The 26,698-nt window shown below is 51.3% G+C and carries 23 protein-coding genes and 1 pseudogene; 7 read left to right on the top strand and 17 right to left on the bottom strand.

Annotated features, from left to right (window positions below; all coding sequences use genetic code 11):
* Positions 1–32: 32 nt before the first annotated feature.
* The 7 genes and pseudogenes from JT719_RS18510 to JT719_RS18480 form a co-directional block, all read right to left on the bottom strand.
* A complete protein-coding gene (locus JT719_RS18510) occupies positions 33–1,304 on the bottom strand; it encodes an O-antigen ligase family protein (RefSeq protein WP_207435231.1) in 1,272 nt (423 codons plus the stop codon).
* A 346-nt stretch (positions 1,305–1,650) separates the two neighbouring features.
* Positions 1,651–2,082 carry a response regulator gene (locus JT719_RS18505; RefSeq protein WP_207435230.1) on the bottom strand — a complete coding sequence of 144 codons (432 nt, stop codon included), beginning with the start codon at positions 2,080–2,082 and terminating at the stop codon, positions 1,651–1,653.
* Complete coding sequence (locus JT719_RS18500) at positions 2,079–3,341, bottom strand: sensor histidine kinase (RefSeq protein WP_207435229.1); 1,263 nt, start codon at positions 3,339–3,341, stop codon at positions 2,079–2,081. The genes JT719_RS18505 and JT719_RS18500 overlap by 4 nt, the downstream gene beginning before the upstream one ends.
* Positions 3,342–3,538: 197 nt before the next feature.
* A pseudogene (locus tag JT719_RS18495) lies at positions 3,539–4,513 on the bottom strand (PLP-dependent cysteine synthase family protein); the annotation flags it as partial.
* 82 nt (positions 4,514–4,595) lie between these two features.
* Complete coding sequence (locus tag JT719_RS18490) at positions 4,596–5,282, bottom strand: carboxypeptidase-like regulatory domain-containing protein (RefSeq protein WP_207435227.1); 687 nt, start codon at positions 5,280–5,282, stop codon at positions 4,596–4,598.
* Between the two features lie 80 nt (positions 5,283–5,362).
* Positions 5,363–6,178, bottom strand: a complete 816-nt coding sequence (locus JT719_RS18485; protein ID WP_207435226.1) for a hypothetical protein — start codon at positions 6,176–6,178, stop codon at positions 5,363–5,365.
* Between the two features lie 266 nt (positions 6,179–6,444).
* Entirely contained in the window at positions 6,445–7,674 is a 1,230-nt protein-coding gene (locus tag JT719_RS18480; RefSeq protein WP_207435225.1) for a metallophosphoesterase, read from the bottom strand.
* 152 nt (positions 7,675–7,826) lie between these two features.
* On the opposite strand from JT719_RS18480, the gene radC reads away from it, so the two are divergent.
* The 6 genes from radC to rny all read left to right on the top strand — a co-directional run bounded on the left by radC (position 7,827) and on the right by rny (position 14,839).
* Entirely contained in the window at positions 7,827–8,531 is a 705-nt protein-coding gene (gene radC / locus JT719_RS18475; RefSeq protein WP_207435224.1) for a RadC family protein, read from the top strand.
* Positions 8,532–8,936: 405 nt separating this feature from the next.
* Positions 8,937–9,542: a DUF1684 domain-containing protein gene (locus JT719_RS18470; RefSeq protein WP_207435223.1), complete on the top strand. Its 606-nt coding sequence runs from the start codon at positions 8,937–8,939 to the stop codon at positions 9,540–9,542.
* Positions 9,543–10,000: 458 nt separating this feature from the next.
* Entirely contained in the window at positions 10,001–12,415 is a 2,415-nt protein-coding gene (gene pheT / locus JT719_RS18465) for a phenylalanine--tRNA ligase subunit beta (RefSeq protein ID WP_207435222.1), read from the top strand.
* A gap of 1 nt (position 12,416) precedes the next feature.
* Positions 12,417–12,713, top strand: coding sequence for a hypothetical protein (locus JT719_RS18460; RefSeq protein ID WP_207435221.1), 297 nt, complete (start codon positions 12,417–12,419; stop codon positions 12,711–12,713).
* Positions 12,714–12,888: 175 nt separating this feature from the next.
* Positions 12,889–13,179, top strand: a complete 291-nt coding sequence (locus JT719_RS18455) for a cell division protein ZapA (RefSeq protein WP_207435220.1) — start codon at positions 12,889–12,891, stop codon at positions 13,177–13,179.
* A gap of 67 nt (positions 13,180–13,246) precedes the next feature.
* Positions 13,247–14,839, top strand: coding sequence for a ribonuclease Y (gene rny, locus JT719_RS18450; protein ID WP_207435219.1), 1,593 nt, complete (start codon positions 13,247–13,249; stop codon positions 14,837–14,839).
* A gap of 244 nt (positions 14,840–15,083) precedes the next feature.
* Here rny and JT719_RS18445 read toward each other — a convergent pair whose 3' ends face one another.
* The 10 genes from JT719_RS18445 to JT719_RS18400 all read right to left on the bottom strand — a co-directional run bounded on the left by JT719_RS18445 (position 15,084) and on the right by JT719_RS18400 (position 25,509).
* Complete coding sequence (locus JT719_RS18445; RefSeq protein ID WP_207435218.1) at positions 15,084–16,190, bottom strand: glycosyltransferase family 4 protein; 1,107 nt, start codon at positions 16,188–16,190, stop codon at positions 15,084–15,086.
* Entirely contained in the window at positions 16,187–17,398 is a 1,212-nt protein-coding gene (locus JT719_RS18440) for a glycosyltransferase family 4 protein (RefSeq protein ID WP_207435217.1), read from the bottom strand. Before JT719_RS18440 ends, JT719_RS18445 begins: the two co-directional genes overlap by 4 nt.
* 21 nt (positions 17,399–17,419) lie before the next feature.
* Positions 17,420–19,093 (bottom strand): ATP-binding cassette domain-containing protein, encoded by a 1,674-nt coding sequence (locus JT719_RS18435; RefSeq protein WP_207435216.1) that lies wholly within the window; start codon positions 19,091–19,093, stop codon positions 17,420–17,422.
* Between the two features lie 10 nt (positions 19,094–19,103).
* Positions 19,104–20,018 (bottom strand): glycosyltransferase, encoded by a 915-nt coding sequence (locus JT719_RS18430; protein WP_207435215.1) that lies wholly within the window; start codon positions 20,016–20,018, stop codon positions 19,104–19,106.
* A gap of 15 nt (positions 20,019–20,033) precedes the next feature.
* The gene (locus JT719_RS18425) at positions 20,034–21,275 is read right to left on the bottom strand and encodes a glycosyltransferase family 4 protein (protein ID WP_207435214.1); all 1,242 of its coding nucleotides are present in this window, start codon (positions 21,273–21,275) and stop codon (positions 20,034–20,036) included.
* Entirely contained in the window at positions 21,275–22,207 is a 933-nt protein-coding gene (locus JT719_RS18420; protein ID WP_207435213.1) for a glycosyltransferase family 2 protein, read from the bottom strand. Before JT719_RS18420 ends, JT719_RS18425 begins: the two co-directional genes overlap by 1 nt.
* Before the next feature lie 294 nt (positions 22,208–22,501).
* Positions 22,502–23,308 (bottom strand): VOC family protein, encoded by an 807-nt coding sequence (locus JT719_RS18415; protein WP_242693350.1) that lies wholly within the window; start codon positions 23,306–23,308, stop codon positions 22,502–22,504.
* Positions 23,309–23,327: 19 nt separating this feature from the next.
* Positions 23,328–23,912 carry a carboxymuconolactone decarboxylase family protein gene (locus JT719_RS18410; RefSeq protein ID WP_207435212.1) on the bottom strand — a complete coding sequence of 195 codons (585 nt, stop codon included), beginning with the start codon at positions 23,910–23,912 and terminating at the stop codon, positions 23,328–23,330.
* Between the two features lie 507 nt (positions 23,913–24,419).
* Positions 24,420–24,977, bottom strand: coding sequence for a peroxiredoxin (locus JT719_RS18405; protein WP_207435211.1), 558 nt, complete (start codon positions 24,975–24,977; stop codon positions 24,420–24,422).
* A gap of 55 nt (positions 24,978–25,032) precedes the next feature.
* Positions 25,033–25,509, bottom strand: coding sequence for a Dps family protein (locus JT719_RS18400; protein ID WP_207435210.1), 477 nt, complete (start codon positions 25,507–25,509; stop codon positions 25,033–25,035).
* Between the two features lie 240 nt (positions 25,510–25,749).
* On the opposite strand from JT719_RS18400, the gene JT719_RS18395 reads away from it, so the two are divergent.
* Positions 25,750–26,685 carry a hydrogen peroxide-inducible genes activator gene (locus JT719_RS18395; protein ID WP_205504172.1) on the top strand — a complete coding sequence of 312 codons (936 nt, stop codon included), beginning with the start codon at positions 25,750–25,752 and terminating at the stop codon, positions 26,683–26,685.
* Positions 26,686–26,698: the final 13 nt, after the last annotated feature.

Raw genomic sequence — 26,698 nt, 5'->3', positions numbered from 1 at the left:
CATCTTCCCATACCTTAAAAAAAGTCCTCTAGTTACAGAGGACTTTTTTTGTTTTCATCTATAAGCATAAATGGCAGAAAGAAACCAACTAGCATTACGCCAAAGGTTCTACCAAAATACACTTCAGTAGTCCAGGCAATGGCAAATGTTAGAATGAATACCATTCCTAACACATTACCAGACTTTAAAGCAGAGATAAAAGGCAAAATCAGCCAGCTAAACAGATAGGCGAAGAACCCAATTATACCTACACTGTAGAGAATGTCCAGGTAATTACTATGAACATTTTTTTCTGTCTTTATAGCGAATTGAAAATTCTTCTCCTGATACTTTTCAGTCAGTGCTTTTTCTTTATCGCCTAGATCCACTCCCTTCAGGAAGTTAACCTTTACTAGCTCCCATCCACAAGACCAAGCAGCAAGCCTAAAGTTTGCACCATTCCACTGATCAGGGGTAATCTCCATATTGTAGTGGCTTTCCTTTCCCATACTCTTGTAGTCAAAACTTGTATATCCAAGTTCTTTGTACCTATTAAAAGTTTTGGGCATTGTTTTATTTACAACCATAATTCCTATACCTAGCCCCAGTAAGAGTGTTATCCCTTCCAAATACTTCCGTTTATGAATGACATAGTAAAAACTGAAAGCAAGGGTGGCAAAGATTAGCAGAGCAAACATAATGCGGCTGGCAAGCAGATAACTAATTCCATACAAGAACAGTACCGCAATCAACATACTAAACTTATGACTGCTTCTCTTAAAAAAGATAATGTTGGCAAAGATGTAAATGGAGAGATTTACTGCCAATGCAACATATATAGATTGTTGCCTTATGAAATATGAGAGAGAATCATTGTAGAGGAACTCGGGACGTTTGAAGAAATCAGAAGCATCAATGGCATAGACTAAACACAAGAAGCAAATAATGGTAGTAAGTGTCGCAAATGTTACCAAAACCTTGCCCTTGAACTCATCTCTTAAACTAAGCAAGCCTATACTAGCTGGAAAGACTAAAAGAGGTAGCCTTATCTTTAAATGATGAAATCCTCTCGCCACATCGTCTGAGATGAGCGTACTGATCACTAATACTAGGAAGAAAAGGAGCATTCCCTGTATGTATTTTCGTTGCTTTAGGGTTTCCCATTTGTCTTGCAAAGACCCTATAAAAAAGCTGTAGACAACGATCATTCCCGTAAGGATAGAGTTAATACTACTCAAATGGGCGAAATAGAGGGTAATAAAAAAGGCAACCAATAAGCCGAATAAGATTTTCTCTTCTTTTTTTAAATCTGCGAGGAGGGTCATTTTTAAATTAAATCTTGGGGTGAATCTTGTTTGATACGGCTAGGACAAAAGAAAGCCGCTTAAACAATGTCTAAGCGGCTTTTATAATCTACAGGATAAGTCTTTGCTGCAAGGAAAATAATGCTGCTCAAACAGAAGAAGCAGTTTACTTCTATTTAATCTTCAACAGACAAAGATAAACGGTTGGCCTTGCAATCCCCACTCCTACCAGACAATACCCGTCTGAAAAGAGCAGCTAAAATACACCAAGCCTGCAAAGCAACTCCGGTTTTAGGGCTTCATTCTTAGAAAGAGGCTAAAATCGCATTAATGAAGTTTGAGGTTGGCTACATTAGCCCCAACAAGCTTACGACCTGAACTCAGGGAAATGCTCCTCCAGTAAACCTTGCACCTTTTCTGTGGTAAGGGGCTTGGTCAGGTAGGCGATGCTGCTGGCGGCAGCGCGCTCGGTGTCCTGGCTGTGCTCAGAGGTAGTGAGCAGGGCCAGCACTACATCTTTCCGGAAGCTCTCGTCCAATTTCTCAAACAGGGAAAGAAATTCAAACCCATCCATTACCGGCATGTTGATATCCAGCAGGATAAGGGCAGGTTTAAAGTATTCAGAAGAGGCGGTATCGTAATGGCCCTGGCTGATGTTGTAGAGATAGTCAAAAGCCTGTTTTCCGTTACGGAACTCCCTGATCTTCTCTGCCACCTGCATTCTGGTGAGCAGGCGATGGTTCAGGAAATTATTGGTGTCGTCGTCGTCTATGAGCAGAATGCCCTTCAATTTTTTCATACCCGTGCTCCGGTGTGTTGTTCATGGTGTACAAAATACAGCAGAAAAGTGGTTCCCTCGCCCAAGACGCTCTGCACCTCTATTTTGCCGTTGTTGTTGTCCATGATGCGTTTAATGATATATAGTCCTATACCGCTGCCTTCTACGTGGTCATGGAACCGACGGAACAGGGAGAACAGTTGCTGCCCGTACCGGTTCAGGTCCATGCCTATGCCGTTGTCCTGCACTTTCAGCACCGCGTACCGGTCCTGCAGTTCAGAGGAAAGAAAAATGTGCAACGGCCGCTGGGGTTCACGGTATTTGATTGAATTAGAAATAAGGTTGTTCAGCAGGCTGATGAGGTTGTCTCTGGAAAAGTAAATCTCCGGCATTGCCGTGAAATCTGCCCGAAGCAGAGCGCCCGAATCCTGCAGAGGTTCCCGCAAGCTCTCTTTCACCTGGTCTAACACCTCGGTTAAGGAAACCATTCCCAGTTGCTCTTCAGAGATAGGTTTCTGAATGCGGCTCACCTCGGCCAGGTTGTTCAGCTTCCGGTTTATGCGCGCCACAGAGTCGTCCAGGTGGGCAAAGAGTTGACCCAGTTCAGGGTTATCAGTGGGTAGTTCTTCCCTGATGGCTTCTACCAGACCAGCCACGTTCAGCACAGGGCCCTTAAGGTCACGGGAGGCATAGTAGACAAAATCATCAAGGTCAGCGTTCTTCTTGATCAGCTCATAGTTGGTGGAGATCAGGCGCCGCTCGGTCTTTTTCCGGTTTTCTATCTCCCGCTCCAATTCACGGTTAGCCGTGATGGCCTGGGCGCTCCGCTCCCGAACCCGTTGCTCCAGTTCTTGCTGTGTTTCGCGCAGAGCGGCTTCGGCTTTCTTACGCTCTTCCACCTGCTCCTGCAGTTTGGAGTTAGCTCTGGTCAGTTGGTTGAGACTAGGGATGGCCAGCAAACCAGGAATGGCCTTAAACAGCCTGATGGCGGCAATAAGGGCCAATACGCCAAATATTAGCCTTAAGATGAGCTGTGCATCGCCGGCGGCAGGGCCTCCCCAGATGTTCAGCAGGTGCACCGCGCCCCCCATCAGGCCAATAAACCCAAAGAGCAGCATAACGCGTCTGCGCTCCTTGTCGTCACGCTTGAGAGCCAGGTAGAAAAGAACGCCGGCAACAATCAGATACGCCGTCACTACCAGCAACTCGCCCACTAAAATCAACCCATCAGGCCCCGCCCCTCCGGCCGGACCACCCGCTGTGTTTGTATGTGAGGACAACTGAAAGAGAAACACCGATTTCTAATTTGAGGGATTTTAATTTGGTTTGAACGGCTACCCGCAGCACAAAGTTACCACGCGGGGTTTCGCCATCCGGCTTTATCTAACCTAAAACGGCCGCCTTGTTAAATAGCCAGGCGACCGTTTTGGGCTCAGTTTCCAGAAATCAGTCCGGAAACAGGAAATGTGATTTGTTACAAGTAGCCTTGCTCCCGCATCCAATCATCGTTATAGATTTTGGCAAGGTAACGGGTACCATGGTCTGGCAGCACTACCACCAGCGTGTCTTCCTCGGTGAGGTGTTCTTTGGCGTACTCCAGCGCCCCGTATACCGCTGAACCGCAGGACCAGCCCACAAACAAGCCTTCTTCCTTGGCCAAACGGCGCGTCATGATGGCACCGTCTTTATCGGTTACTTTGATGAAGGTGTCAATGAGGTCGAAGTTCACGTTTTTGGGAAGGATGTCTTCGCCAATCCCCTCGGTTTTGTACGGGTAGATCTCGTTCTCGTCAAAGACACCAGTCTCCTTGTATTTCTTGAACACAGACCCATAAGTATCAATCCCCACCACTTTGAGGTTTGGCTGCTGCTCTTTCAGGTATTTAGAGATACCGCAGATGGTACCGCCCGTTCCTACCCCAGAGGCAAAGCAAGTGATTTTGCCTTCGGTCTGTTTCCAGATCTCCGGGCCGGTGGTGTCATAGTGCGCCGCGGTGTTGGAGAGGTTATCGTACTGGTTTGGGTAAAACGAGTTAGGAATCTCCTGGTTCAGCCGCTTGGCTACCGAGTAATATGAATCTGGGTGTTCCGGGGCAACATCTGTAGGGCAAACAATTACTTCGGCACCCACGGCTTTCAGGATATTGATCTTCTCCTGGCTCTGTTTGTCAGACATGGTGAAGATGCACTTGTAGCCTTTGGCAATGGCGGTAAGGGCCAATCCCATGCCGGTATTGCCCGAGGTTCCTTCAATGATGGTACCACCTGGCTTCAGAATACCCGCTTTTTCGGCGTCTTCAATCATGCGCAGGGCCATGCGGTCTTTCACAGAGTTGCCTGGGTTGAAGTACTCCACCTTGGCCAGCACCGTGGCTTTCACTCCATCTGTGACACTGTTCAGTTTCACCAGTGGCGTGTTGCCAATGGCCTCCATAATATTGTTCAGGTACATAAGTAGTCTGTTGTTTATTGACTCAGAGAATCAGCCACAAAGGTAACCAAATTTTCCGGACCTACCGGCGCTGGAATTTGCTTTACCACCTGGGGTAGAAAGTGGTGGTGTCTCTGAAAAAGCGGTTGTAGCGTAACCGAGCCTGCCGGATGGAGTCTTGCCGCATGGCTTCGCGTTCCATTTCTTTCTGCCGCTCGCGCTCTTCCATGAGCTTGGCTACGCGTGTACGTTGCCTGCCTTCTTTGGAGAACTGTTCCCAGAGGAAACTGAGAGGGCTGGTAATAAGATCTGGCGGGGTGGGTGGCCCGGGTGGAATGATGATGCGGGGCACGGTCACGTTCATTCTGGGCTTGGGTGGCGCCGGACGTGGTTTCATGTTCCTGAGCACGCGGTCTACTTTCTCCGGCGACAAAGGCGAAACCTTCACCTCTTTCAGCTGCACGCTTTCTTCCTGCAGCAGGATGTTCACCCGCAGTTCAGTGACGCTCCTGAGAGAGGGCACGTACTCTTTCTGCCGGAAACCCAGCGCCCTGAACACCAACGTATCTGAAGAGGAGATTCTGATGCGGAAGGCTCCCTGTTCATTGGTAGCGCTCCCCTGCCCAGTGCTTTTCTGAAACACAGACACCCCGGCAATAGGCTTTTTGTTGTCTTCCCGCAACACTTGCCCGCTTACCCAAATGCTATGCCCCTGGGCTTGGGCCTTAGCCTCTGGCAACATCAACAGGCTGATCAAACAAAAAAACAAAAAGCCGAAACGCTTACTCATACAATTCTGAAGGGCGGAATAGCAATGAAAAAGGCTTGCCTTTCTTACGGGCAAGCCTTTCAAAGGTAATGAGAGAACGGTTAGTTCTCTACTTTTATTTTAGTGTCGCCAGACTTGTATTTTACTTCGTCTTTTTCGCGTTTCAGCTTGGCGTTATCGGTTTTCACTTTAGACTCGTTGGGCTCTTTTTTCACCTTGGTGTCACCTGTTTTCAGTTTAGACTCGTCGCCGTCTCTTTTCACTTTGGTGTCACCGGCTTTTACTTTAGACTCATCACCGTCTACTTTCAGCTTGGAACCGTCCTGGGCTTTGTATTTGGCCTCGCCGGAATAATATCTCTCCCGGTTGGCCTCATAGATCTTAAACTGAGCCGGAGTCAAAAAGCCTTTCACCTCCATGTCCACGTTGGAGTTGATGGACTCTAACTCATCATAATACTGAGTGGGATAATCTTCTGGGTAGCCGGTCACTTCCATGGTGTTAGACATGGCCACGCCGCTGTCCATCATCATGTCTTCGTCTACCATCATGTCCTCGCTCATCATGCTGCCGCTGTCGGCGGCCAAACCGGCGCTGCGGTTGGTGCTGCTGAAACGGGTCTCCAATTCGTTCATCTGCCGGGCGCGGTTATACATGACCGTACGGATACGGGCCTGCGTTGCGGCATCCAGGCTTAAATCCTGCGAGATCTGGTTTGACATGCGGTCTACCCGTTCTCTGGATTCCTGCTCATAGTCATAGTTAGAAGCGGAGGTACTATCAGTTGTCTCGCCGGAAGCATTGTCTGGGGTATCGCTGTCGTTTTCCTGGGTCTCTGTAGAAGTACCAGCGTCTTCACGGCATGCGGAAAAAGCCAGGGCTCCTGCCGCCAATATCATTAAAAATTGCTTTTTCATGGTGTAAATTCTTTGGTGGAACAAATTGGAGCCAACGTCTTTGGCTTGTTCAGGAGATTTTACGGAGCCAATCAACGCAGGTTTTCACATAATTGTACTTAACCAACAAAAACTACATCCACACCACTACCTTAAGAAGCAGAGTTACAAAACAAAATTCCTGTTTTGAGGCTAATAATCAGAAATTAGCCTCAAAACAAGAATTGTACTTACTTTCAAAAATTACTAAAATAAACTTTAAATCTTCTCAGACAGTCAAATTTCCCCTAAGTTCTTTTAAACTCAAAAACGGTGATCTCAGGCAGGAAACCCACCCTACCGTGGTAGCCCAGGAAGCCCAGCCCTACGTTCACGTATAAGTATTGCCGCCCTTTTTGGTACAACCCTGCCCATTGCTTGTACACATATTGCACCGGACTCCACTTAAAACCCGGGATGTTCACGCCAAACTGCATGCCGTGGGTGTGCCCGGAAAGCATGAGATCGATATCCTGGAAGCGGGTGTTCACTTCGCCGTCCCAGTGCGAGGGGTCATGCGAGAGCAAAATCTTGAACGGCAATTGCTCTGTACCGGCATAGGCGCGGGAAAGGCTGCCGTAGCGGGGAAAGTTCATGCGGGTACTCCAGTTCTCCACGCCCAGCAACCCTATGCGCTGCCCGTTGCGCTCCAGCACCCGATGCTCGTTCAAGAGCAGATCCCAGCCGGCGTTACGGTGGTGCTGCTTGAGCGTATCCAGGTTGCGCGTTTTAGCCTCGCGGCTGGCCCACTGCACATAATCTCCGTAGTCATGGTTGCCCAGGATGGAATACACCCCACTGGGTGCCTTGATTCTGGACAGGATGGGCACGTACGGTTCCACCTCTGAGGCCACGTTGTTCACAATATCACCGGTGAACACCACCACATCGGCGGCTTGTTTGTTGATGAGGGCCACGGCTTCCTCCAGGGGTTTGCTGGAATGAAAACTTCCCGAGTGCATGTCGGTGATCTGGAGTAACCTAAATCCGTCAAAGGCCGGTGGCAGGTTGGGGAACCGCAGCGTTACGCGTTTTACCTGGTAAGAATACGCTCCTTTCACCATGCCCCAAATGAGCGTACCCAACGGAATAGCCCCCATAATCAAAGCTAACTGGCTCATGAATTTGTGCCGGGAGACATTGAACTGGGGCTTCTCGGGGCCGCGCATGGCGTTGGAGAGCCACTGGGTGAGCCTGACCAGGTCATCAATGAACAGGAACAGCACCACCACCAGTTTGGAGATGAACAGAATGAAGAGCACGTTGGCCACCTGCATGCGCACCGGGTTGGGTGCCGAGCCTCGGGTTAGCAAAGCCAGCAGAAGCGTGCCTAGAGTGAAAAGACTGACCGCCCAGTAGATGATGTACACGGCCTTTCTGCCCGAGGGAGCAAGCCCCGCCGTTACCGTGCGGATGGCCTGGAAAACATAGATATCTATAAGTAGAACGAGTACTAACGTGATGATTAATCTGGCCATTTTTCTTTTTTACAGCTGACACATAGCGGCAAATATAGGCCGCCGCAACGAGGGGTTTACGGGAAATTATAAGCAGCCGGTGAACTATTTGCTTCGGTTTAAGATTGTAGAGTCAATTTTGAGGTGATTTCCTGAAAACAAGCCAGAATCGTATGTCTACCGCTTACGCCACCGCTCCGCTTTCCATCAAGTCCTGGGCCGAAGAAGACCGTCCGCGGGAGAAACTCCTGCTCAAAGGCCGCGCCGCCCTCTCAGACGCAGAATTAATCGGCATCCTGATCGGGTCCGGCACGCCCAGCCTCAGCGCCGTGGATGTGGCCAAGCTCATCCTGAAAGCCGTAGACAATGACCTGAACGAACTGGCCCGCCTCTCAGTCAAAGAACTGCAGAAGCACAAGGGCATCGGCGAAGCCAAAGCCATTTCCATTGTGAGCGCCCTGGAACTGGGCCGTCGCCGCAAAGAGGCTGCCCCGGCCGTGAAAACGCGCATCACCTGCTCCACTGATATTTACGAGTACATCCGGCCGCACCTGCAGGATTTGCCGCATGAGGAGTTCTGGGTTATTCTGCTCAACCGTGCCAACACCATCATGAAGAAGATCCAGATCAGTACCGGCGGTGTGGCGGGCACCGTGGCAGACCCTAAGATCATCTTCAAACACGCATTGGAGAACCTGGCCAGCGCCATTATTCTGGTGCACAACCACCCCTCGGGGCAATTGAAGCCCAGCGCAGCAGATATCGCTCTGACCAAGAAATTACAGGAAGCCGGCAAGGTACTGGATCTGCCCATCCTGGATCACCTCATCTTCACCGACAACAGCTACTACAGCTTCGCCGATGAAGACCTACTCTAAAACCAGAAAGTCTGTTGTTTGTTGTTTATATGTCTGAAGAAAGGCAGTTACGGTCCGGTAGCTGCCTTCTTTTTTGGCCTGTTTTCTGAAAAGGAGGCTTAAAACAGTGAACCGTAGCGGCGTTACACTGTAACGCCGTGGCCCTACGCAGCAGCTCCGCCTCAAACCTCCAGGAACCTGCCTGTGGCGCGAGAAGCCCCGTCTGGAAGAAGCCTTTTCAGAGATCCACGGCCTTAGAGCTTCATACATTAGTGACTTGGTTGTTTCATAGAACCTCGGCGTTACGGTGTAACGCCGCTACGAGGGCGTTTCTGGGCTGCTTTTAGAAAAAGAGGCTGAAAAAGGTCCGGTTTCCCAACGTATCAATTTCTTTCCGACCTTTGCGCCTTCAACCTGCCTTATTCCATGAAAGGATTCAAATACATTATCATTGTTGGCGTGCTGCTCATTGTGGGCTACCTGATCAAAGACCTTTTCTACAACGATGAAAGCTACGCCCAGGCCGTTCAGAAATTCCGCGAAAACAAAGACCTGTCCTTCCGCAGCGCCACCAGCTCTCCCCTCCCCGACTCGGTGCGCCGCGCTTTTAACAAGCTGAAGTACTACGCCCCCGCCCGTGACTACGAGGTGGCCGCTGATTTCACGCCCATTGAGCGCGCTGAGCCCGTAGCCATGCCCATGACCACCGGTACGCAGGAACCTTACTACGTAAAAGGAAAAGCCTCCTTTGAACTGGAGGGCCAGACACACACACTCACCTTGTTCCAGAAAGCCGGCTCCACCTCAGACACGCTCTTCATCCCGTTCACTGACCAGACCAACGGCTTTGAGACCTACGGCGGCGGCCGTTACCTGGACGCTGTGCCCAACGGCAAAACCATCGTGCTGGACTTCAACAAAGCCTATAACCCGTTCTGCGCCTACAACCCAGAATTTGCCTGTCCTATGCCTCCCGCCGAAAACCGGCTGAAAGTGAAGATCCCGGCCGGCGAGCAGGCTTTCGCCAAGTAAACCTGGCGAGTTCTGAGTCTTGAGTCTTAAGTCCTGAGTTATCCGCTGGCGCGAGCGTCCCGCTCGTGTCCCCACACATTGCTGAATTATTCCCTTTATGGCGGGATTTACTTCCGTGACTTCTTAATGAATAACTGCAAGCCACGAAAGTAAATCCGCGCCATAGTATTATAGGATTTCTGCTTACGCTATACCGCTCACTCAAAAGACCTCGTAGTATCCGGAGGACCTACGATCGTCAATGCCAAAACCGTTTTAGAGCTATTTTCCTGAAAACGGCACAAAAGCCCCCCACATTCCTTTGAACAAAGGTTGTCCAAGGCACTGGCGGAGGTTTTCCACAAAAAACAACTTCCCCTTACCCATCTTCACCAGTTTTTGGTAATTTTGAAAATTGCAGCCCTAAAACGGCTATCGGCGTAGCGTGGCTGCGCCCCTAACACAGAGAACAAGACACCATGCGCATCTCACTGGATTGGCTCAAGACTTTAATTTCCATAGATAAACCCGCCCAGGACGTGGGCAAACTCCTCACCGATGCAGGTCTGGAGGTAGAAGGTATTGAAACGTTTGACGTAGTTCCCGGCAGTTTGCAGGGCATGGTCATTGGGGAAGTGCTCACCTGCGCCAAACACCCCGACGCCGACAAACTGAGCGTGACCACCGTGGACATTGGCGAAGGCGAGCCCAAGCACATTGTCTGCGGAGCGCCAAACGTGGCCGCCGGTCAGAAAGTGGTGATTGCCACCGTGGGCGCCACCTTGTACCCAGCAGGCGGCGAGCCATTCCAGATCAAGAAATCAAAAATCAGGGGCGCCGTGTCTGAGGGCATGATCTGTGCCGAGGACGAGATTGGTCTGGGCACCGACCACGCCGGCATCATGGTCCTGGACACTGATCTGCCCAACGGAACTCCGGCTGCCCAGTACTTCGGGTTGGCTTCTGATGAGGTTTTTGAGATTGGTTTGACGCCTAACCGTGCCGATGCCGCCTCTCACCTGGGTGTGGCCCGAGACTTGCAGGCCCTGCTCAAAACGCCTTATCAATTGCCAGACCTGAGCGAGTTCAACGTAGCCAACACCAATCTGCCTATCTCGGTGGAGATCGAGAATACGGAGGCGTGTCCTCGTTACGCGGGCGTGACCATTTCTGGCGTAAAAGTGCAGGATTCGCCTAAGTGGTTGCAACAGCGGTTAAGAGCCATTGGCTTGTCTCCTATCAACAACGTGGTAGACGTGACCAACTACGTGCTGCATGAGTTGGGCCAGCCGCTGCACGCGTTTGACGCAGCCACCATCAAAGGGGGCAAAATCATCGTGAAAAAAGCTACCCAAGGAGCTAAATTCACCACCCTGGACAGCGTGGAGCGCACCTTACGCGCCGAAGACCTGACCATCAGCAACGCCGAAGAGCCGATGGTTCTGGCGGGCGTGTTCGGAGGTTTGAACTCCGGCGTAACCGCCGAAACGCAGAACATCTTTATTGAAAGCGCCTACTTCGCTCCGGCAGGTATCCGCAAAACCTCGCAGACGCACGGCATCAAAACCGATTCTTCGTTCCGTTTCGAGCGCGGCACTGACCCGAACATGGTCATCACGGCTTTGAAGCGGGCCGCCTTGCTCATTCAGGAAGTAGCGGGTGGTGAGATTTCTTCTGAGATTGTAGACGTGTATCCGCAACCGGTGCAAGCCACGCAGATCCGGGTGAGCTACGCCCGTGTGCACCAACTCATCGGGCAGCACATCGGCGAAGACAGAATCAAGGAGATCTTGTCGGACTTGGGTATTGAGATTGCTGAAGAAACCGCCGAGGACTTGCTCTTGACCATTCCGCCGTACAAAGTGGACGTGACCCGCGAAGCCGATGTGGTGGAGGAAATCCTGCGCATCTACGGCTACAACAACATTCACCTGAGCGAGAACCTGGCGGCGAGTTTCCTGGCTAAATTCCCGAATCCGGACCCGGAAGTGATTACCAAGCGCATCGCTGATGTGCTGGCTGGCAACGGTTACCTGGAGCTGATCACCAACTCGCTCACCAACTCCAACTACTACAAAGACGCGGAGGGCAACACTCCCGCTGAATTGGTGCCCATCCTGAACTACAACTCAGAGGACCTGGATGCCATGCGCCTTACGCTGGTGTACTCAGGCCTGGAAGTGCTGCGCCACAACATCAACCGCCGTCAACGTGACCTGAAGGTGTTTGAGATTGGCAAAGTGTACCGCAAAGACGGCGAGAAATACAAAGAGAACAACCATCTGGCCCTGTTCCTGACTGGAAACCGTGCCGCCGAAAGCTGGCAACAAGCCACCGCCAAAGCCACGTTCCATGACCTGGCCGGTCAGGTGCAGCAGGTGCTTACGCTTTGCCGTCAGCCTAACTACACCACCAAACCAACCGAGCACCCCTACCTGGCCGGGGGCGTGACCTACCAGAAAGGCGATGTGACCCTGGGCCACATTGGCTTGCTGAAAGACACCGTGTGCAAGCAGGTAGACGTAAAAGAGCAGGTGTGGTACGCCGAGCTCAACTGGGATTACCTTCTGCGCAACTACAAAGACAAGCTGGTGTTTGAGGAACTGTCTAAGTTCCCGGAAGTGCGCCGTGATTTGTCTCTGGTGGTAGACAAAGGCGTGACCTTTGAGCAGATGAAACAGGTAGCCCAGCGCGTAGAACGGAAACTTCTGCAGGACATCAATGTGTTTGACGTGTACGAGGGCGATAAGATTGAGGCCGGCAAAAAAGCCATTGCCATCAGCTTTACGCTACAAGACAAGAATCAGACGCTCACTGACAAGGTGATTGATTCTACCATGAACCGCCTGATGCAACAATTTGAGCACCAATTAGGAGCCGTAATCCGGAAGTAAGATGTTTGACCAGTCTACTCTTCAGCAGATACAGACCCTAGAGGGCAAAGTGCACCAGTTGGTACGGCTGTACCAGGCGGCTCAGGAACAATTGCAGGCGTCTCATAAGGAAATTGAGCGTCTGCAGCAAGTGATTGAGGAAAAAGACACTGAGATAAAAAATTTTCAGAATCAAGATAATATTACTAAAATTGTACAAACCATAGCAGTAGACACTGCCAGTTCAACGGAGCTGAAGCTGAAAATAAATGAGTACCTGCGCGAGATAGACAAGTGCATTGCTTATTTAAAAGAATAGAAGAACGGGTTGTCTGGTTGCGGTTGTTGTTTGTTCTTTCATAAATGCGTGCTCGCACGCAGATTTACCAATATAGAACCTTAGGCTTGAGATGCGGCATTTTTACTCTTTTACACATCGCTCTGCAACCTTTAACAACCAAACGCGCCACGGCAGCTAATAAAAGCATCAGGAAATGAGTGAGTTATCTATACGAATCAAGATAGCCGACCGCGAGTATCCGATGCGGGTAAACGAGGAGGAGGAAGAAAGACTACGGCAAGCCGGCAAATACCTGAACGAGCGTCTGAGATTATTCAGAGAGCAGTTCGGGATTCATGACAAGCAGGACCTGCTGGCCATGATTGCGCTGGAAACCGCCGCAGACAAGATCAAGGCCGATGACGCCGCTGTAGAAACCCAACTCACGTTAGAAGAGAAGCTCTCTTCTCTGAACCAACTGCTCTCTTCTCTGCAGCTAGACTAAACCGTCGGCTCCGCCCCCATTGGCTCAGTGTCATTGCTATACTTTATAACCATTTAAAGTTGTAGTCATGACCATTTATATCATCTTAGCAGCCTTGATTGGCGCAGGCATAGGGTTCTATGCCGGTCGCGTGCTGCTCCTGAAGCTCTTCAAAGAGCAGGAAGAACAGGCCAAGGAGCGCGCCAGCCTCATTATCCGCGAAGCGGAAGCCAAAGCCGAGACCCAGAAGAAAGACAAGATGCTGGAAGCCAAGGAGCATTTCCTGAAGCTGAAAGCTGAGCACGAGGAAGAGGCCAACCGCAAGAAGAACATCATCATCCAGAATGAGAACAAGGTTAAGCAGCGCGAGCAGTTAGTAGCCAAGCAACAGGAAGACCTGAAGAAGAAAGAGCAGGAAACCGATGCCCTCAAAAACAAGCTGAACCAGCAACTGGACGGCTTTAACAAGCGCAAAGAAGACCTGGAGACTCAGTACCGCGACAAGCTGGCCAAAGTGGAGCAAGACCACCACGAGATTTTGAGCCGTCTGGAGCGTATTGCCAACCTGAGCGCCGAGGAAGCCCGCGAGCAGTTGGTGGAGAACCTGAAGTCTGAAGCCTCTACACGCGCCTCTTCTTACATCAAAGACATTGTGGCCGAGGCCAAGCTCACCGCTACCAAAGAAGCCAAAAAGGTAGTGATTGAGACCATCCAGCGCACCGCCGCTGAGCACGCCATTGAGAACTGCGTGTCTATCTTCAACATTGAGTCTGACGATATCAAAGGCAAGATCATCGGTCGCGAAGGACGTAACATCCGCGCCCTGGAAGCTGCTACTGGTGTTGAAATCATTGTAGACGATACGCCTGAAGCGATTATCATTTCCGGTTTTGACCCCGTTCGCCGCGAGATTGCCCGCCTTTCCCTGCACCGCCTGGTAGCCGACGGACGAATTCACCCGGCCCGCATTGAGGAAGTGGTGACCAAAACCAAGAAAAGCATTGAAGAGGAGATTGTGGAGATTGGCGAGCGTACCGCCATTGACCTGGGCATCCACGGGTTGCACCCAGAGCTGATCAAGATGGTGGGCCGCATGCGTTTCCGGTCTTCTTACGGCCAGAACCTGCTGCAGCACTCCCGCGAGGTAGCCAACCTGTGCGCCACCATGGCCGCCGAGCTGGGCCTGAACGTGAAACACGCCAAACGCGCCGGTCTGTTGCACGACATCGGGAAAGTGACCACTGAGGAGCCCGAACTGCCGCACGCTATCATTGGGATGCAGCTGGCCCAGAAATACAAAGAGCACCCAGACGTTTGCAACGCCATTGGAGCGCACCACGACGAGATTGAGATGACCGCGATGATCTCGCCTATCATCCAGTCCTGCGACGCCATCTCTGGTTCACGCCCGGGTGCCCGCCGCGAGATCATGGAGTCCTACATCAAGCGTCTGAAAGAACTGGAAGAAACTGCCCACTCGTTTGAAGGTGTGAACCAGTGCTACGCCATCCAGGCCGGCCGTGAGCTGCGCGTAATGGTAGACGCCGACAACGTGACCGATGAACGCGCCCAGCAACTTTCCTTCGATATCTCCCAGAAGATTGAGAAAGAGATGCAGTACCCCGGCCAGATCAAGATCACCGTTATTCGTGAGATGCGCTCTGTGGCCTACGCCAAGTAAGATGTCTGATACTAGGTGCTAGATGTTAGACTCCTGTTTTGGAGCTGATTTCTGAGAAATAAACGAAAAACGCCCGTCTCCTTTGAGCGGGCGTTTTTTATTGGCTCGTAGCAGACCTGCTACCTACCTATACAAATCAAAATATTGTAGAATTCTCACTGATTGAGAGCCCAAGGATCTGGTTACGTTTTCAAGCTGATTTTCAGAAATCAGCTTGAAAACGTTTCTGCTTCCTCACGAAAGCTTATTTCCTGGTTACTTCCTGGAACACTTCCTCAAAGGCGCTCACCATTCCATCTACGGTGAACCGGGATGCCTGTTTTAAGCCTCTTTCCCGCATTTGAGCCCGAACCTGCTCATTTTCAACCACGGCTTTCACCCCATTCAGAATAGAGTCTTTGTCTGCAGGGTTCACGTATTGCACAGCCTCGCCTCCTACCTCCTCCAGCGCGCCGCAGGTGGAGGTAATTACCGGGCAACCCACGGCCATGGCTTCCAGGGCCGGCAAGCCAAACCCTTCGTAGAGGGACGGGTACACTAAGGCCAAGGCATTTTTATACAGGTGCACCAGGACCGCATCTGGTGCATCTACAAACAAAACCCGATCCTGCAAGCCCAGGCTTTGGAGCAAATCGGCTTCCCAGACGTTGCTTTTGCCGGTGCAAACCAAAAACAGGTCTTTTTGCCCGCGCATCCACTCAGCGATAGACAGGATAAAGAAGCGGAAGTTCTTGCGGCCGGTACGGTCTCCCACAAATGTGAGGTAGCGGGCGGGTAATTTTAAACTGGGTTTAGCTTCTACGGATACGTTCAGCAGATTACCGGTGTGGATTACGGCAGTCTGGCTTTCTGGCACATGCGTGAGTTGGAGGGTATCCTGCTGGGTAGCCACTGAAATACAGATGGCTTTGGCAGCTCTGCGGACCAGGTACGCCAAACGGTCTGCGTTGCTGCCCGCCGGGTCAAATAAGCCATCGGGGCCAAGCACACAGCGCATGGTATCATGCACCACCATCACGTAAGGTTTTCCGGACGGCAATTGCTTCAGGAACTCATCCTCAAACACCGGCGAAGTGATAAGCACTACATCGTACTGCCCTTCGCGCACTTTCCGGAAATACCACCGCTTAGACAGGACATCTACTTTGTTCAGCACTTTCCGGCCCAAAGGCAGTCCTGAGAAAGCGGTAAGCCCCTGCCAGTTTCCGCTGATGAAATCACTGTTGGAGCGAATCAAAGGCAGGTCAATGGTGTGCCCTTTCTTCTCCAGTTCCTCGCACAACCGACTATAATACCGCACCATGCCGCATCTTCCGTAAAAAAATATTTCGGGGTCAACTAAGATCTTCATACTGCTTTTTTCTGCTTGTCTGCCGTCCATATCTCAGGAGCGGCATGGGCACCGTAACTGAATCGCTCCTGCACCAATTCTGCGGCCTGGTGTACCAGTCTATCATAGAGCGCAGGAGTAGCGGCTAATTTTTCACATTGCCGGATGTATTCTTCGGCTGTCTCGGCTGGGAGATAGTGTACTTCCGGGCTTAGCCCTAGCCCATGCACAGACTCGTACGTTGCAATAACGGGTCTGCCGTACCACATGGCTTCAATCACTTTCAATTTGGTACCGCCGCCCGCGTGCAAGGGAGCCACTACCATGCCTGCCTTTGCGTAGGCTGGGTCCAGTGACGGAATACCACCTAAAAACTTCACGCCTGCTTGTTGGTTCAGGAAGTTCTGCAACTCCCTTGAGGCCTCGTAGCCCACCACCTGGAACACCCACTCAGGATCATGTTTTCGCAGAGGAATGAGCACCTCCTGTGCAAACCACCGGACTGCCTCCTCATTGGGATAATGATTAAGGCTTCCCACAAATAGCACCTGTTTAGTAGCGGGACTTTTCGGCAGTCGTTGGACGGCTCCATACATGCGATTAGGAAAAACCTGGATGTCTGCCTCCGGGAAACGTGCGCCCATAAGTTGCTTGTCTTCGCGGGAGCAGATATAGATCCGGTTGAATTTTCTTAACCGTTCCTGCTCCATCAGGTTGAACTGCACGGCAGACATGTAGCGCTGGAAAGCCTCTTTGTAGCGCCGTCCTTCTAAGAATACCTTAGATATCTTCTGGAAAGTAGTGGACTCAATATCGTCCAGGTCCAATTCCACCAGGGGCGTACGGGTGAGTTGTTGCACATAGAGAGCAAAATCACTGGTGTACAACCGGAAAGCCAGGATCTTGTCATACGTTTTGTTCTGAAAGCGCTGGTGGAGGTATGCTTTGTGCTCAGGACGCAAGGGCATCCAGAACAGCACAAAGGCACCTTTCACCGGCCTTACTACAAAAGAGACGAGTGCCTTAGCCCACTCCACCCATCGCTGCGGTTTGGTGTACCGTAGAACCAACTTGTCTACCTCTCCTCCTGCCTCTGGCTGCGTAGCTATCAGGAACAGTTCCACCGTGTTTTCCGCTGACAGCAAGGTCATCCACTGGTGGGCCCTTTTCTCCCTTCCGCCTCCGTTCACGTCTGGTAAGACCGGGGTTATAAACAGTACCTTTTTCATCTTTTTAGGCTTGTGCTTCCTTTATAACCGACAGAATTTGGTGGCATGCTGCTCTGCGGTAGACAGACGGTGCGTGATGAACATGACCGCTCCACGACCAATAAGCTGATCTATATTAGCCATTACCGCCAGCTCGGTGGTCTCGTCCAAAGCAGAGGTAGCCTCGTCCAGGAACAACAGTAATGGACGCCGGTAAAGAGCCCTGGCAATCCCGATGCGCTGCCGTTGCCCGCCCGAGAACAAAACACCGTTGTCTCCAATGGGTGTATCCAGCCCCTCCGGCAGTTCCTTCACAAACTGATCTAACTGCACAGCAGCCAGTACCTGCCAGGCCAACTCCTCCTCAAACGTTACCTGCCCAAACAACAGATTATCCCGTACGCTGCCGCTGAGCAAAGTAACTTCCTGGGGCACATACGCCACGGGCAATTGGTTTGCGCCAAGCGCCGGGACTACCAGCACTTCGCCCTTGGTGGGTGGGATAAACCCTGCTGCCATCATCAGGAGCGTACTTTTGCCTCTGCCCGTAGGCCCCAGCACCGCCACTCGGTCTCCCTGTGCAATATCCAGGGAAACACATTCCAGAATGGGTTCTTCTGGGCGGTACCCAAAGCTTACCTGATTGAGCTGCATCAGCAGATCAGGCCGTTGCAAAACCGGCTTGTAGTAGTTCTCTCTTTCGGCTCCCTGATTCAGTTCCTGCCTGATAAGACTGATGTTCATTACGCTGCCATCCAGCTCAGTGAAGGTAGACATCAGCATGGCCATGGCCGGTACTATCCTTCTAGCCAGAATAGCCACGGTTGCCAGGTTCGCGATCAACTCATCTGAAGAATAATCCCCTACTACCACCATTGCCAGCAAACCAAGGGCAATGGCCAAGGTTAAAATCAACTCCAGCACTATTCTGGGTATCTGGGGGAAAACCGATAGATCTACCTTGGCTTTGCTTAGCCGGTTGAGCTCTGCTTGGATCTCCTCCAGGAAATAACCACTGACCTGAAAAATCTTCATCTCCCGCGACAGGCTGAAGCTCTCGTGCAGTCTTTGATAGAAGTTCTTCTGGTAATGGTCATGCTCTTTCACTGCCAGTTGCACCTTTCGCTTGAGGTAACTTTTGGAAGCGTATGTGAAAAACGCCATTAAAACAGCACCTGTAATAGCCAAAGCCGGTACTTTCAATACTGTGGCTGCCCCTAAAACCACTAAAGTCACCAAAGCCCCAATCAGGTTGAACAGTACCTGGAAAGAGTAAGCCCCATCCAGCGCCGTAACGGTGCAATGTTTCATGCGAATGGCTTTGGTCTCTTTGGTATAGTGCAGCCACGGCAGAGACAGGTACTTTTCTATCAGGCGCAGGGAAAAGGATTGAAAGATATCCTGAGTAAGGGTGCGGGTGGTTTTGATAGAGAGGTATTCTATGCCTTGCCGGGCCAGCGTTAGCACTACAAACACCACCATGGTTATTCCCAGGCTGCCTTCCCTTAACTGCAAACCCAGTACGGAAGGGGTGCTGCCCTGCAAAACCATTAGCATGACAAACAGCCAATAGGCCAAGGCCAGATCCAGCAAGGGCATCAGCACTACGAAAAGAATAGCCCGATACAGCTTACCATGGAGGGCCTCAGGAACGCCCCTCATGATGGCAGCCAGTTTATCTTTCAGGTTCAAATAAGACTTCAGCGAGGTGAGCATACGTGATGGGCTAGAACTTCGCTTTCAGGTATAGCACCACCTTTTCCACCTGCCCTTGCAGGCTTTCCTTCCGGTACTCTGCCTGAGAGACTTTCACATCGGCGGGCAGGAATTTGCGGGCGATGCGGGCGTACGTGGTATCTGCAAAGGCTACGTAATTAGGGGTAAGCCGCTGATGGTGGAAGTAAGTGAAATCTGTGCGGGTTGGGCTCCACCACAGGTGGTTCCAGAGGTGCATGCTATAGATACCCTGCAACTCGGTTACCTTATTGACGAATATATTCCTGATGCCTTGTTTGCTCCAGTCAAAGAAGAAAAATGAGCGTTCAGGTTCCACATGAATCAGGGTGGGATTTTCCTGGCTCAACCGGTAAGGCAGGAACGTGGAATGGGCGCTCCAGGTACCATCAAACTCTTTAAAGGTCTGTTCCAACCAGAGCTGGATAAAGGCAGAATCCTTTTCGGCCAAGATCCAGGCATTGCAGAGCGAGCCTCCGGCCTTAACTGCCGCTTCCTGAGTCCAATCTACCTTCTCTTTTCCCATGACACAGGGTTTGGTAAACAGGTGCTCCGGGAGTTTGTTCACAAAGAGAGAATCAATATCGGCGTAAACCCCGCCATACTTAAGCAGCATTTCCAGTCGGATGATGTCTGCCAAATGCGCATACCGAAAACTTTCAATCTGTTGGTTCTGGTAGGCAAATTGTTTTACGAAATCACTTTCCTCCACCGGATTCAGGGTCAGGAAGGGTTTAATCCGGTCCCACCACTCGCCGTAAGGCATGTGTTTGTAGTGAAAGTAAATAGCATCTGGTTTGTTTACCTCCAGGCAGGACGCCAGGCATAAGTAATAAGCCAGATGAAAAGGCTCTGTCTGCGGTCGCAAACCAAATACAAAGTGATAGATATTGGGTACTCTATTCATAACAGGCAGAAACCCTCAGGAGGCACTTAATTGATTTTGAGAGGTAATCTCAGTTTTTTCTGGTGCTGCAATGCCCAAGGCTCGCAAACAAATGGAGGCGATTGCCTCCGCACTAAAATTAGTGGAAACATGCTGCCGAAGCAGACTCCCCTTTTCCTGGGCAATTACTGCGTTCTCAAAGATGTGGCGCATGGTTTTACGGGCCAGTGGCAGGTTCACTTCCGCCCACTTCTGGTTAGAACTGTAAGACTCCTGCCCAAAAGCGGTGTGCACCGGCACCAGATCAAAGTCTAACAAATAGGCCAGGTGAGGCGGCAAGTAATCCAGAGCCCCGCCATACGCGGTAATGGCTACCGCTTTGCCAAACCAGGCAGCTTCATAAGCCCCCATTCCCCAGCCTTCGCCGCGGGTGAAGGAAATAAAGCAATCGCCTCTTTTATGCAGCAGTGCCACCTCCTGACTGCTTAATTCCTGGCCCAGGTGGTAGATTTTGGAATTTTGGGAAGTAACCAATTTCTTAAAAGCATCAGAAGCCTCGCCAAAACCTTTCCGGAACAGTTTGTTCCATCTTCTTTTATAAGGGCTGGTCCAATCCACCCGGCCGGTCTTCAACACCAAGGCTACTTTCTCGTCCTTGGAAAACTCCTGCTGAAAGGCTTCTATCAGCAACCAGGGAGCTTTCCGCTCGTTCCAGACCCCGATGCTGTAGAATAGGAAATCGTCTTTCACGGTTTGGAAGACCGGATCCAGAACTTGGGACGGTTTACCCTCAGCAGCACCCTCAAACTCTGAAACGTGCGGCAATACTTCAATCCGGGCGGTGACGCCGCTTTTTTGAAAGACCTCTTTGTTCCAGTGGCTCGTCACAAACAACCCATCCAGCTGGTTTAGCAGGGCTGGCCAGTGGTCTGGAAGTTGGTCTGTTTCCCAGGTGGTATACCCCCACACCTGTGTTTCCCTGTTTTTCTGCTTTTCAGACCTAATCCAGTAAGGATAGTATTCTGGAACGGTATGGATGATGGAGAACGCAAAAGGGCCTGCAGTTTCAGGAACGTCTGCGCTGGTCCGTACGCCGCCTTCCTCGGGCTTACCCGGCAGAATACCCGTAAAGCTCACGTCAGCGCCAGAGCGCCGCAGAGCTTGCACCAATGAATTGGCAGCCACGCCATACCCAGTGGATTCATTGAAACCGATATAGTGTATCCTGGGAAGCAATTCTTTCTGTTGTTCAGACTCCTTTGTGATGTCTTTTGCCACTATCTAAGCTTTAGGATAGCAGATTCTTCAAAGGAGGTACCGGTGGTAGCGGGCGCCAGAAACTGTGGTTTTTTGGAAAAAGACCCGTGTTTTGGTTTATTCCCCCACAAACCGTCCCATAAGCCAAGGGCTGTGAGGAAGGCGTGCTGCTTACGGGTACCCGAAAATCTGAACAGCTTAGAAGTAAAAGCTACCAGGTATTTGGCAAGGTAAAAAAGGGCCCAGGTCCCAAAATGCGTTTGCAGTACTTTCCCAAACCCGTACGAGTAACCGTATTCACGCGTGAGGTAAGCCTTGGTGTACGGGGGCATCACCCGTGGGTGCAAGATTTGCACGTTGGCATCAAACAGGATAGTTACTTTCTGTTTCAGGGCCCGTACCGCCAATTCATATGACTCAGAGGAAAAGTTTTTGCCGCCAGGGCCAAAGTCCTCGTTAAACCCTTTCAGCTCCTGAAAGACTTCCCGCCTGATGAAAAATGCCGGCTCAGATACTTTCCCTATCAGGTTGAACAGGTTCACCTGGCATTGCTTCTGATAAAACCGGTTAAGGGGCACTCCCTCAAAATCAAGCACGGTACCCGTTACCACCTGAGGGGCCGACTGCTCAAATACCTCCTGCACTTTCCGTAAGGTATCAGGGGTGTAGACACAGTCATCATCCGGAAAACCGATCCACCGGCCTGTGGCATGGCTCGCACCTATGTTACGGGCTTTACTGGCGTTTTTCTCTTTTATTTTGATGTGCTTTACTCTGGCATCCTTGGTGAAGGATTGAATGATTGTACCCAGCCTATCATCTTCATTCTGGTCTACCACTATCACTTCAAAGGCTATTCCAGGCAGATTAACCACAGATAACAAGAACTTCCTGATTTCCTCTGTTCTTCCCACGGTAGCCATTACCAATGAAAAGAGTATTTCTTCCTTCATTTCGGGTACTATCACAAATTGAATTGGGCAGCAAAATTAACATAAAGCTTTCTGGTAAACTAGCTTAAGCTGCGTTAAGGCTGTGCAAGAAACTTACTATTGCATGAAGGACAGGCTAAGTCTTAAATAACCCTCATTTTTTAAGTTTTTTCTTGAAGTGAGCCTAAAAAGCCCTGACCAGGTAAAAAGCCGCTTATAAACCAAACGCAAAAAGCCACTTCCTCATTACAAGAGAGAGTGGCTTTTTAAATTGGCCAGACAAATAGGTCAGGTCACCTAAGCTTTGTTTACGTTTCAGGCCTGGTTTTTATGAAACACCCCGGAAACGTTCTTCATCATCACGGCTCTGGAAATGGTAGGTCCTCCCCATACTACAATCTCAGTGCAGAGACCAGCCGGGTTGAACTTCAAAGCCAGCATGGCACTGTAGACCACGGTATCGGTGGAGCCCCAGGTGCCTTCCAGTTGGGCATACCCAATCTCGCCCTGCACGCCTACCAAGGTGTAGGAAACGTTGGCGAACAATCCCATTACGTTGTCCCAGTGCTGCTTTATTTTGGCAGCCCCGAACACCGGCGCAGCAAACGGAGATTCCAGCAGGCGCACATCCGCGGAGAAAAGCTGCTGCAACGCTGCCGTGTCATTCTCGCCGAGGGCGGTTTGCATGGCCTCCAACCAGGCGGTGAAGCGCACTGGCGTAAGGAAATACTGCTGTTTGCTCTCTGGCAGGCGCCAAGCGGGGTTCACGCGGGTTTCGCCGGCATGGTACAGGCAGATGCGGTTGCCCGACGGATCGCGCAGATAGGCTTCGCGCCACTCCCAGGGCTGGTCTTTGGGGTCCTGCTCAAACACGTAGCCCTGGGCTTTCAGAGAGGCCACCCGTTGGTCCAGGTGATCGGTTTCAAAGTAGACCGTGGTGCCCGAGGCGGGAACCGGCCCCTCGTGCAGGTGCACCGAGAAGGTGGAAAGCCCATCTGGGCACACAAAACGGGCGTAATGGGGGCTCTGCACAATCAGGTGCAGGCCAAGCCCTAAGTAATAGGCAACCGCATCCGGTATATGCTGTACGGACACGGTTACCTGGTTCAATGCCAAAGCCATGGCGAAAAGGGTTAAAGTACTACCGGATGACCTTGCTCACGCCCACCACTACGGCAGCAATGCGCACGGCATCAAAAATACGCTGCTCAGAAGCGCCCAGCTTACGTACCGAGTCCTCGTGCGAGGTCACGCAACGCTCACAGCCATTGATGGCCGAGATAGCCAGACTCACCAGCTCAAAGAACTCTTTGCCGGTCACGGGGTTCATCATGATGTTCATCTTCACTTTGGCGGGCGCTGACTCATAGAAATCAGTGTGCATGAAGTGCTTGAAACGGTACAGAATGTTGTTGGTGCTCAACAGTGAGGTCACCGCCACGGCTTCGGCCAGTTCGGCATCCGTAGCGCCCTGGGCGGCGGCCAGCGAGCGGAACGCCTCGGTTAAGGTGTTGTTTTCTTCGTTCACGGCCGCAGACAGGGCAATGAGGTAAGCTTCTTTGGAAGAAAGCGTCTCGGCCTGCAGAGAGGTCTTCAGGTTGATGCGCAGGTCTTTCAAATATTTAGAGTCGCCCTGTACCAGTTGGTCCAGGCGATCAAAGGCTTGGCCGGAAAGGCCTAAATCTTTGAGGAAATCTTGTTGGGTTTCTTGGATAACGGAAAGCATTCTTATAGAAGTTGCTAATTGTTTATTGCTGATTGTTGATGGCAGTAAGGCAAGTTTCTGCCGAAGCCGATTTTGGTGATTGTTAGCGAAATCAGGTCAGAAACGCTTGATTCTGCTCCAGTGGCTTTGGCTGCGCGAGGATGCCGCGTGAGGGATAGCAGCGGAAAGCCCACGGGGCGAGGCACGAAGCCCGAGGACTTGCAGCGGATAGCCCGACCCGCAGGGGCACGCCCAATTGGTAGTCCTGAGTTCTGAGTTCTGAGTTGGAATGCTCAAGTAAACCGACTCTAATATGCGATTACCTTGCGGTGATACTTGTTTGGCGCGTTTTGAGGCTGTTTTCCTGAAAACAGGTGAGAAAGGAAGTGCCCGCTTTTGTGGGGCAGGCCTTTCCTTTCGCCTGAAATTAACCACTAAACAATCGGTAAAATTTTGACCGGTGATCTGCGTATGGGGCCGTGAGCGACAGACATTTCCTCTGGCCCGCAGCAGAGGCCGGGTGTGGGATTAAACAGTAAGGGTGGCTTCGCCTTTTTTCCAGTTGCAAGGGCAAAGCTCATCGGTTTGCAGGGCGTCCAGCACGCGCAGCACCTCGGCTACGTTACGGCCTACGTTCAGGTCGTTTACGCTTACCCAACGGATGATGCCTTGTGGGTCTACGATGTAGGTAACGCGGTAGGCTACTTTCTCTTCTTCGCTCAGGATGCCCAAGTCTTCGGCCAGGGATTTAGACGTGTCGGCCAGCATAGGGAACCGGAGGCCGCGCAGGTCATCGTGGTCGCGGCGCCAGGCGGCGTGCACAAACTCAGAGTCAGTGGAGGCGCCAATCAGCTGGGCATCGCGGTCGCGGAACTCATCGTAGTTTTTGTTGAACTCGGCAATCTCAGTGGGGCACACAAAGGTGAAATCCTTCGGCCACCAGAACATCACCAGCCACTGGTCGTTTTCGCGGTGCTCTTGCTCAGTGATGGTTCTAAACTCTTGGTCTCTCTCTAAAGAAACAACAGCTTTTTTGGAAAAGGCAGGGAATTCTGCCCCAACAGATAGTACTCGGTTAAGTGACATGTATTTGGAGGTTAAAAGTAATAAAGGGTTGTAGTAGTGTTTTAGGTGCGGTGGTTTATTTGCCTAAGAAGGCGTTGAGCATCCAGAGGTTTTTCTCCAGGGCGTTCAGGTCTTCGCTGATGAGGCCCTGGGTACCTTCGTCGTCGCGTTCATCGGCTAAGGCCAGCAATTCGCGCTCTAAATGAATGATCTGCCCAATGTTTTCTACCGTGGTGCCTACGGTGTCCTGGTCAGAAGTAAGGCCTTTGGCTTCTTTGATATGCGAATACTGCAGGTAATCTGAGAAACTGTGCAGCGGGGTGTGGCCCAGGGTTAAGATGCGCTCGGCAATCTCGTCTATCTTCTCAATGGCGGCGGTGTACAGCTCCTCAAACTTGGCGTGCAGCTGGAAGAAGTTGCCGCCTCTGATGTTCCAGTGGAACGCACGCAGGTTTTGGTAATACAGGTGATAATTGGCCAGCAGCTCGTTCAGTTTCAGGGCTACGTCTTTGGTATCCTGACGCTCCAAGCCTAATTCATTTTGGGTTTCCATAGTTTGTGTATATAGGTTAGAAATCTTTTTCCTGTGCCTAACCATACGACAAAGGTGCCCGAAACGATTTTATCTATCAAATTGATAGTATTTATACGATTATAGATAATCCCTATTATATTTGCCTCATTCCTCTGAGCACCGTTTTTGGGCTCTTTTAGGAAAAACTGGTCCAAAACGCGCACCGGAATATTCATAAAACTTCCTTATTCACCCATTCACTCCATCACTCCTTCACCTATGACGCTCACCCAACTGGAATACCTGCTGGCCGTTGACACCTACCGCCACTTTGCCACCGCCGCCGAGAAATGCTTTGTGACGCAGCCTACCCTGAGCATGCAGTTGCAGAAACTGGAGGAGGAACTGGGCGTGCAGTTGTTTGACCGCAGCCGGGTGCCTGTACGCCCCACCGAGATGGGGAAAGACGTCATTGCCCAGGCCCGGGTGGCCGTGGCCGAGTTCAAGAAAATAGAGGAGTTGGTGAAAGTGCAGCGCGATGGCATCAGCGGAGAGCTGCGCATTGGCGTCATTCCCACGCTGGCGCCTTACCTGGTGCCGCTGTTTATTACCTCGTTTATCCAGAAGTACCCGCAGGTACACGTGAGCATCCAGGAGATGGTCACCGAAACCATTGTGGAAAAACTGAAACTGGAACTGCTGGACGTGGGCTTGCTGGTGACGCCCCTGAACGATAAGAGCATCTTTGAGGTGCCGCTGTTCTACGAGGCCTTTGTAGGTTACCTGCACCCGGCCCATCCCTTGTCGGTACTTGAGGAAATCACCGCCGAAGCCATTGACCCCGCCGAACTCTGGCTCCTGAACGACGGCCACTGTTTCCGGAGCCAGGTACTGCAGCTCTGCAACCGCGCCAAGACCACCCGCAACGTGCACCTGGATTACGAGAGCGGCTCCTTGGAAACCCTCAAACGCATTGTGGAAACCCAAAGCGGCATGACGTTGCTCCCAGAACTCTCGGTGCAGGAACTCTCTGATGAGAAGAAAGCCATGGTACGCCCCTTCGCTGACCCGCAGCCCCTGCGCGAGGTCAGCCTGGTGGTGCACCGCAGTTTCCTGAAGAAGAAGCTGATTGAATCCCTGCGCGACGAGATCATCACCCACCTACCCGATGGTTTGCGCGAGCGGAATCCGGTACGGGTGGTGAAGATTAAATAAAAGGTGTTTTGGG

The organism is Sabulibacter ruber, assembly GCF_017355955.1.
Taxonomy (GTDB): domain Bacteria; phylum Bacteroidota; class Bacteroidia; order Cytophagales; family Hymenobacteraceae; genus Nibribacter; species Nibribacter ruber_A.
The sequence above is the reverse complement of the archived record's forward strand: the minus strand, read 5'-3'. Positions and strand labels throughout refer to the sequence as shown.

Excerpts from the sequence above, each read along its gene's own strand:
- JT719_RS18510 (WP_207435231.1), bottom strand. The coding sequence starts at position 1,304 with ATGACCCTCCTCGCAGATTTAAAAAAAGAAGAGAAAATCTTATTCGGC.
- JT719_RS18505 (WP_207435230.1), bottom strand. The coding sequence starts at position 2,082 with ATGAAAAAATTGAAGGGCATTCTGCTCATAGACGACGACGACACCAAT.
- JT719_RS18490 (WP_207435227.1), bottom strand. The coding sequence starts at position 5,282 with ATGAGTAAGCGTTTCGGCTTTTTGTTTTTTTGTTTGATCAGCCTGTTG.
- JT719_RS18485 (WP_207435226.1), bottom strand. The coding sequence starts at position 6,178 with ATGAAAAAGCAATTTTTAATGATATTGGCGGCAGGAGCCCTGGCTTTT.
- JT719_RS18480 (WP_207435225.1), bottom strand. The coding sequence starts at position 7,674 with ATGGCCAGATTAATCATCACGTTAGTACTCGTTCTACTTATAGATATC.
- radC (WP_207435224.1), top strand. The coding sequence starts at position 7,827 with ATGTCTACCGCTTACGCCACCGCTCCGCTTTCCATCAAGTCCTGGGCC.
- JT719_RS18470 (WP_207435223.1), top strand. The coding sequence starts at position 8,937 with ATGAAAGGATTCAAATACATTATCATTGTTGGCGTGCTGCTCATTGTG.
- pheT (WP_207435222.1), top strand. The coding sequence starts at position 10,001 with ATGCGCATCTCACTGGATTGGCTCAAGACTTTAATTTCCATAGATAAA.
- JT719_RS18460 (WP_207435221.1), top strand. The coding sequence starts at position 12,417 with ATGTTTGACCAGTCTACTCTTCAGCAGATACAGACCCTAGAGGGCAAA.
- JT719_RS18455 (WP_207435220.1), top strand. The coding sequence starts at position 12,889 with ATGAGTGAGTTATCTATACGAATCAAGATAGCCGACCGCGAGTATCCG.
- rny (WP_207435219.1), top strand. The coding sequence starts at position 13,247 with ATGACCATTTATATCATCTTAGCAGCCTTGATTGGCGCAGGCATAGGG.
- JT719_RS18445 (WP_207435218.1), bottom strand. The coding sequence starts at position 16,190 with ATGAAGATCTTAGTTGACCCCGAAATATTTTTTTACGGAAGATGCGGC.
- JT719_RS18440 (WP_207435217.1), bottom strand. The coding sequence starts at position 17,398 with ATGAAAAAGGTACTGTTTATAACCCCGGTCTTACCAGACGTGAACGGA.
- JT719_RS18435 (WP_207435216.1), bottom strand. The coding sequence starts at position 19,093 with ATGCTCACCTCGCTGAAGTCTTATTTGAACCTGAAAGATAAACTGGCT.
- JT719_RS18430 (WP_207435215.1), bottom strand. The coding sequence starts at position 20,018 with ATGAATAGAGTACCCAATATCTATCACTTTGTATTTGGTTTGCGACCG.
- JT719_RS18420 (WP_207435213.1), bottom strand. The coding sequence starts at position 22,207 with ATGAAGGAAGAAATACTCTTTTCATTGGTAATGGCTACCGTGGGAAGA.
- JT719_RS18415 (WP_242693350.1), bottom strand. The coding sequence starts at position 23,308 with ATGGCTTTGGCATTGAACCAGGTAACCGTGTCCGTACAGCATATACCG.
- JT719_RS18410 (WP_207435212.1), bottom strand. The coding sequence starts at position 23,912 with ATGCTTTCCGTTATCCAAGAAACCCAACAAGATTTCCTCAAAGATTTA.
- JT719_RS18405 (WP_207435211.1), bottom strand. The coding sequence starts at position 24,977 with ATGTCACTTAACCGAGTACTATCTGTTGGGGCAGAATTCCCTGCCTTT.
- JT719_RS18400 (WP_207435210.1), bottom strand. The coding sequence starts at position 25,509 with ATGGAAACCCAAAATGAATTAGGCTTGGAGCGTCAGGATACCAAAGAC.
- JT719_RS18395 (WP_205504172.1), top strand. The coding sequence starts at position 25,750 with ATGACGCTCACCCAACTGGAATACCTGCTGGCCGTTGACACCTACCGC.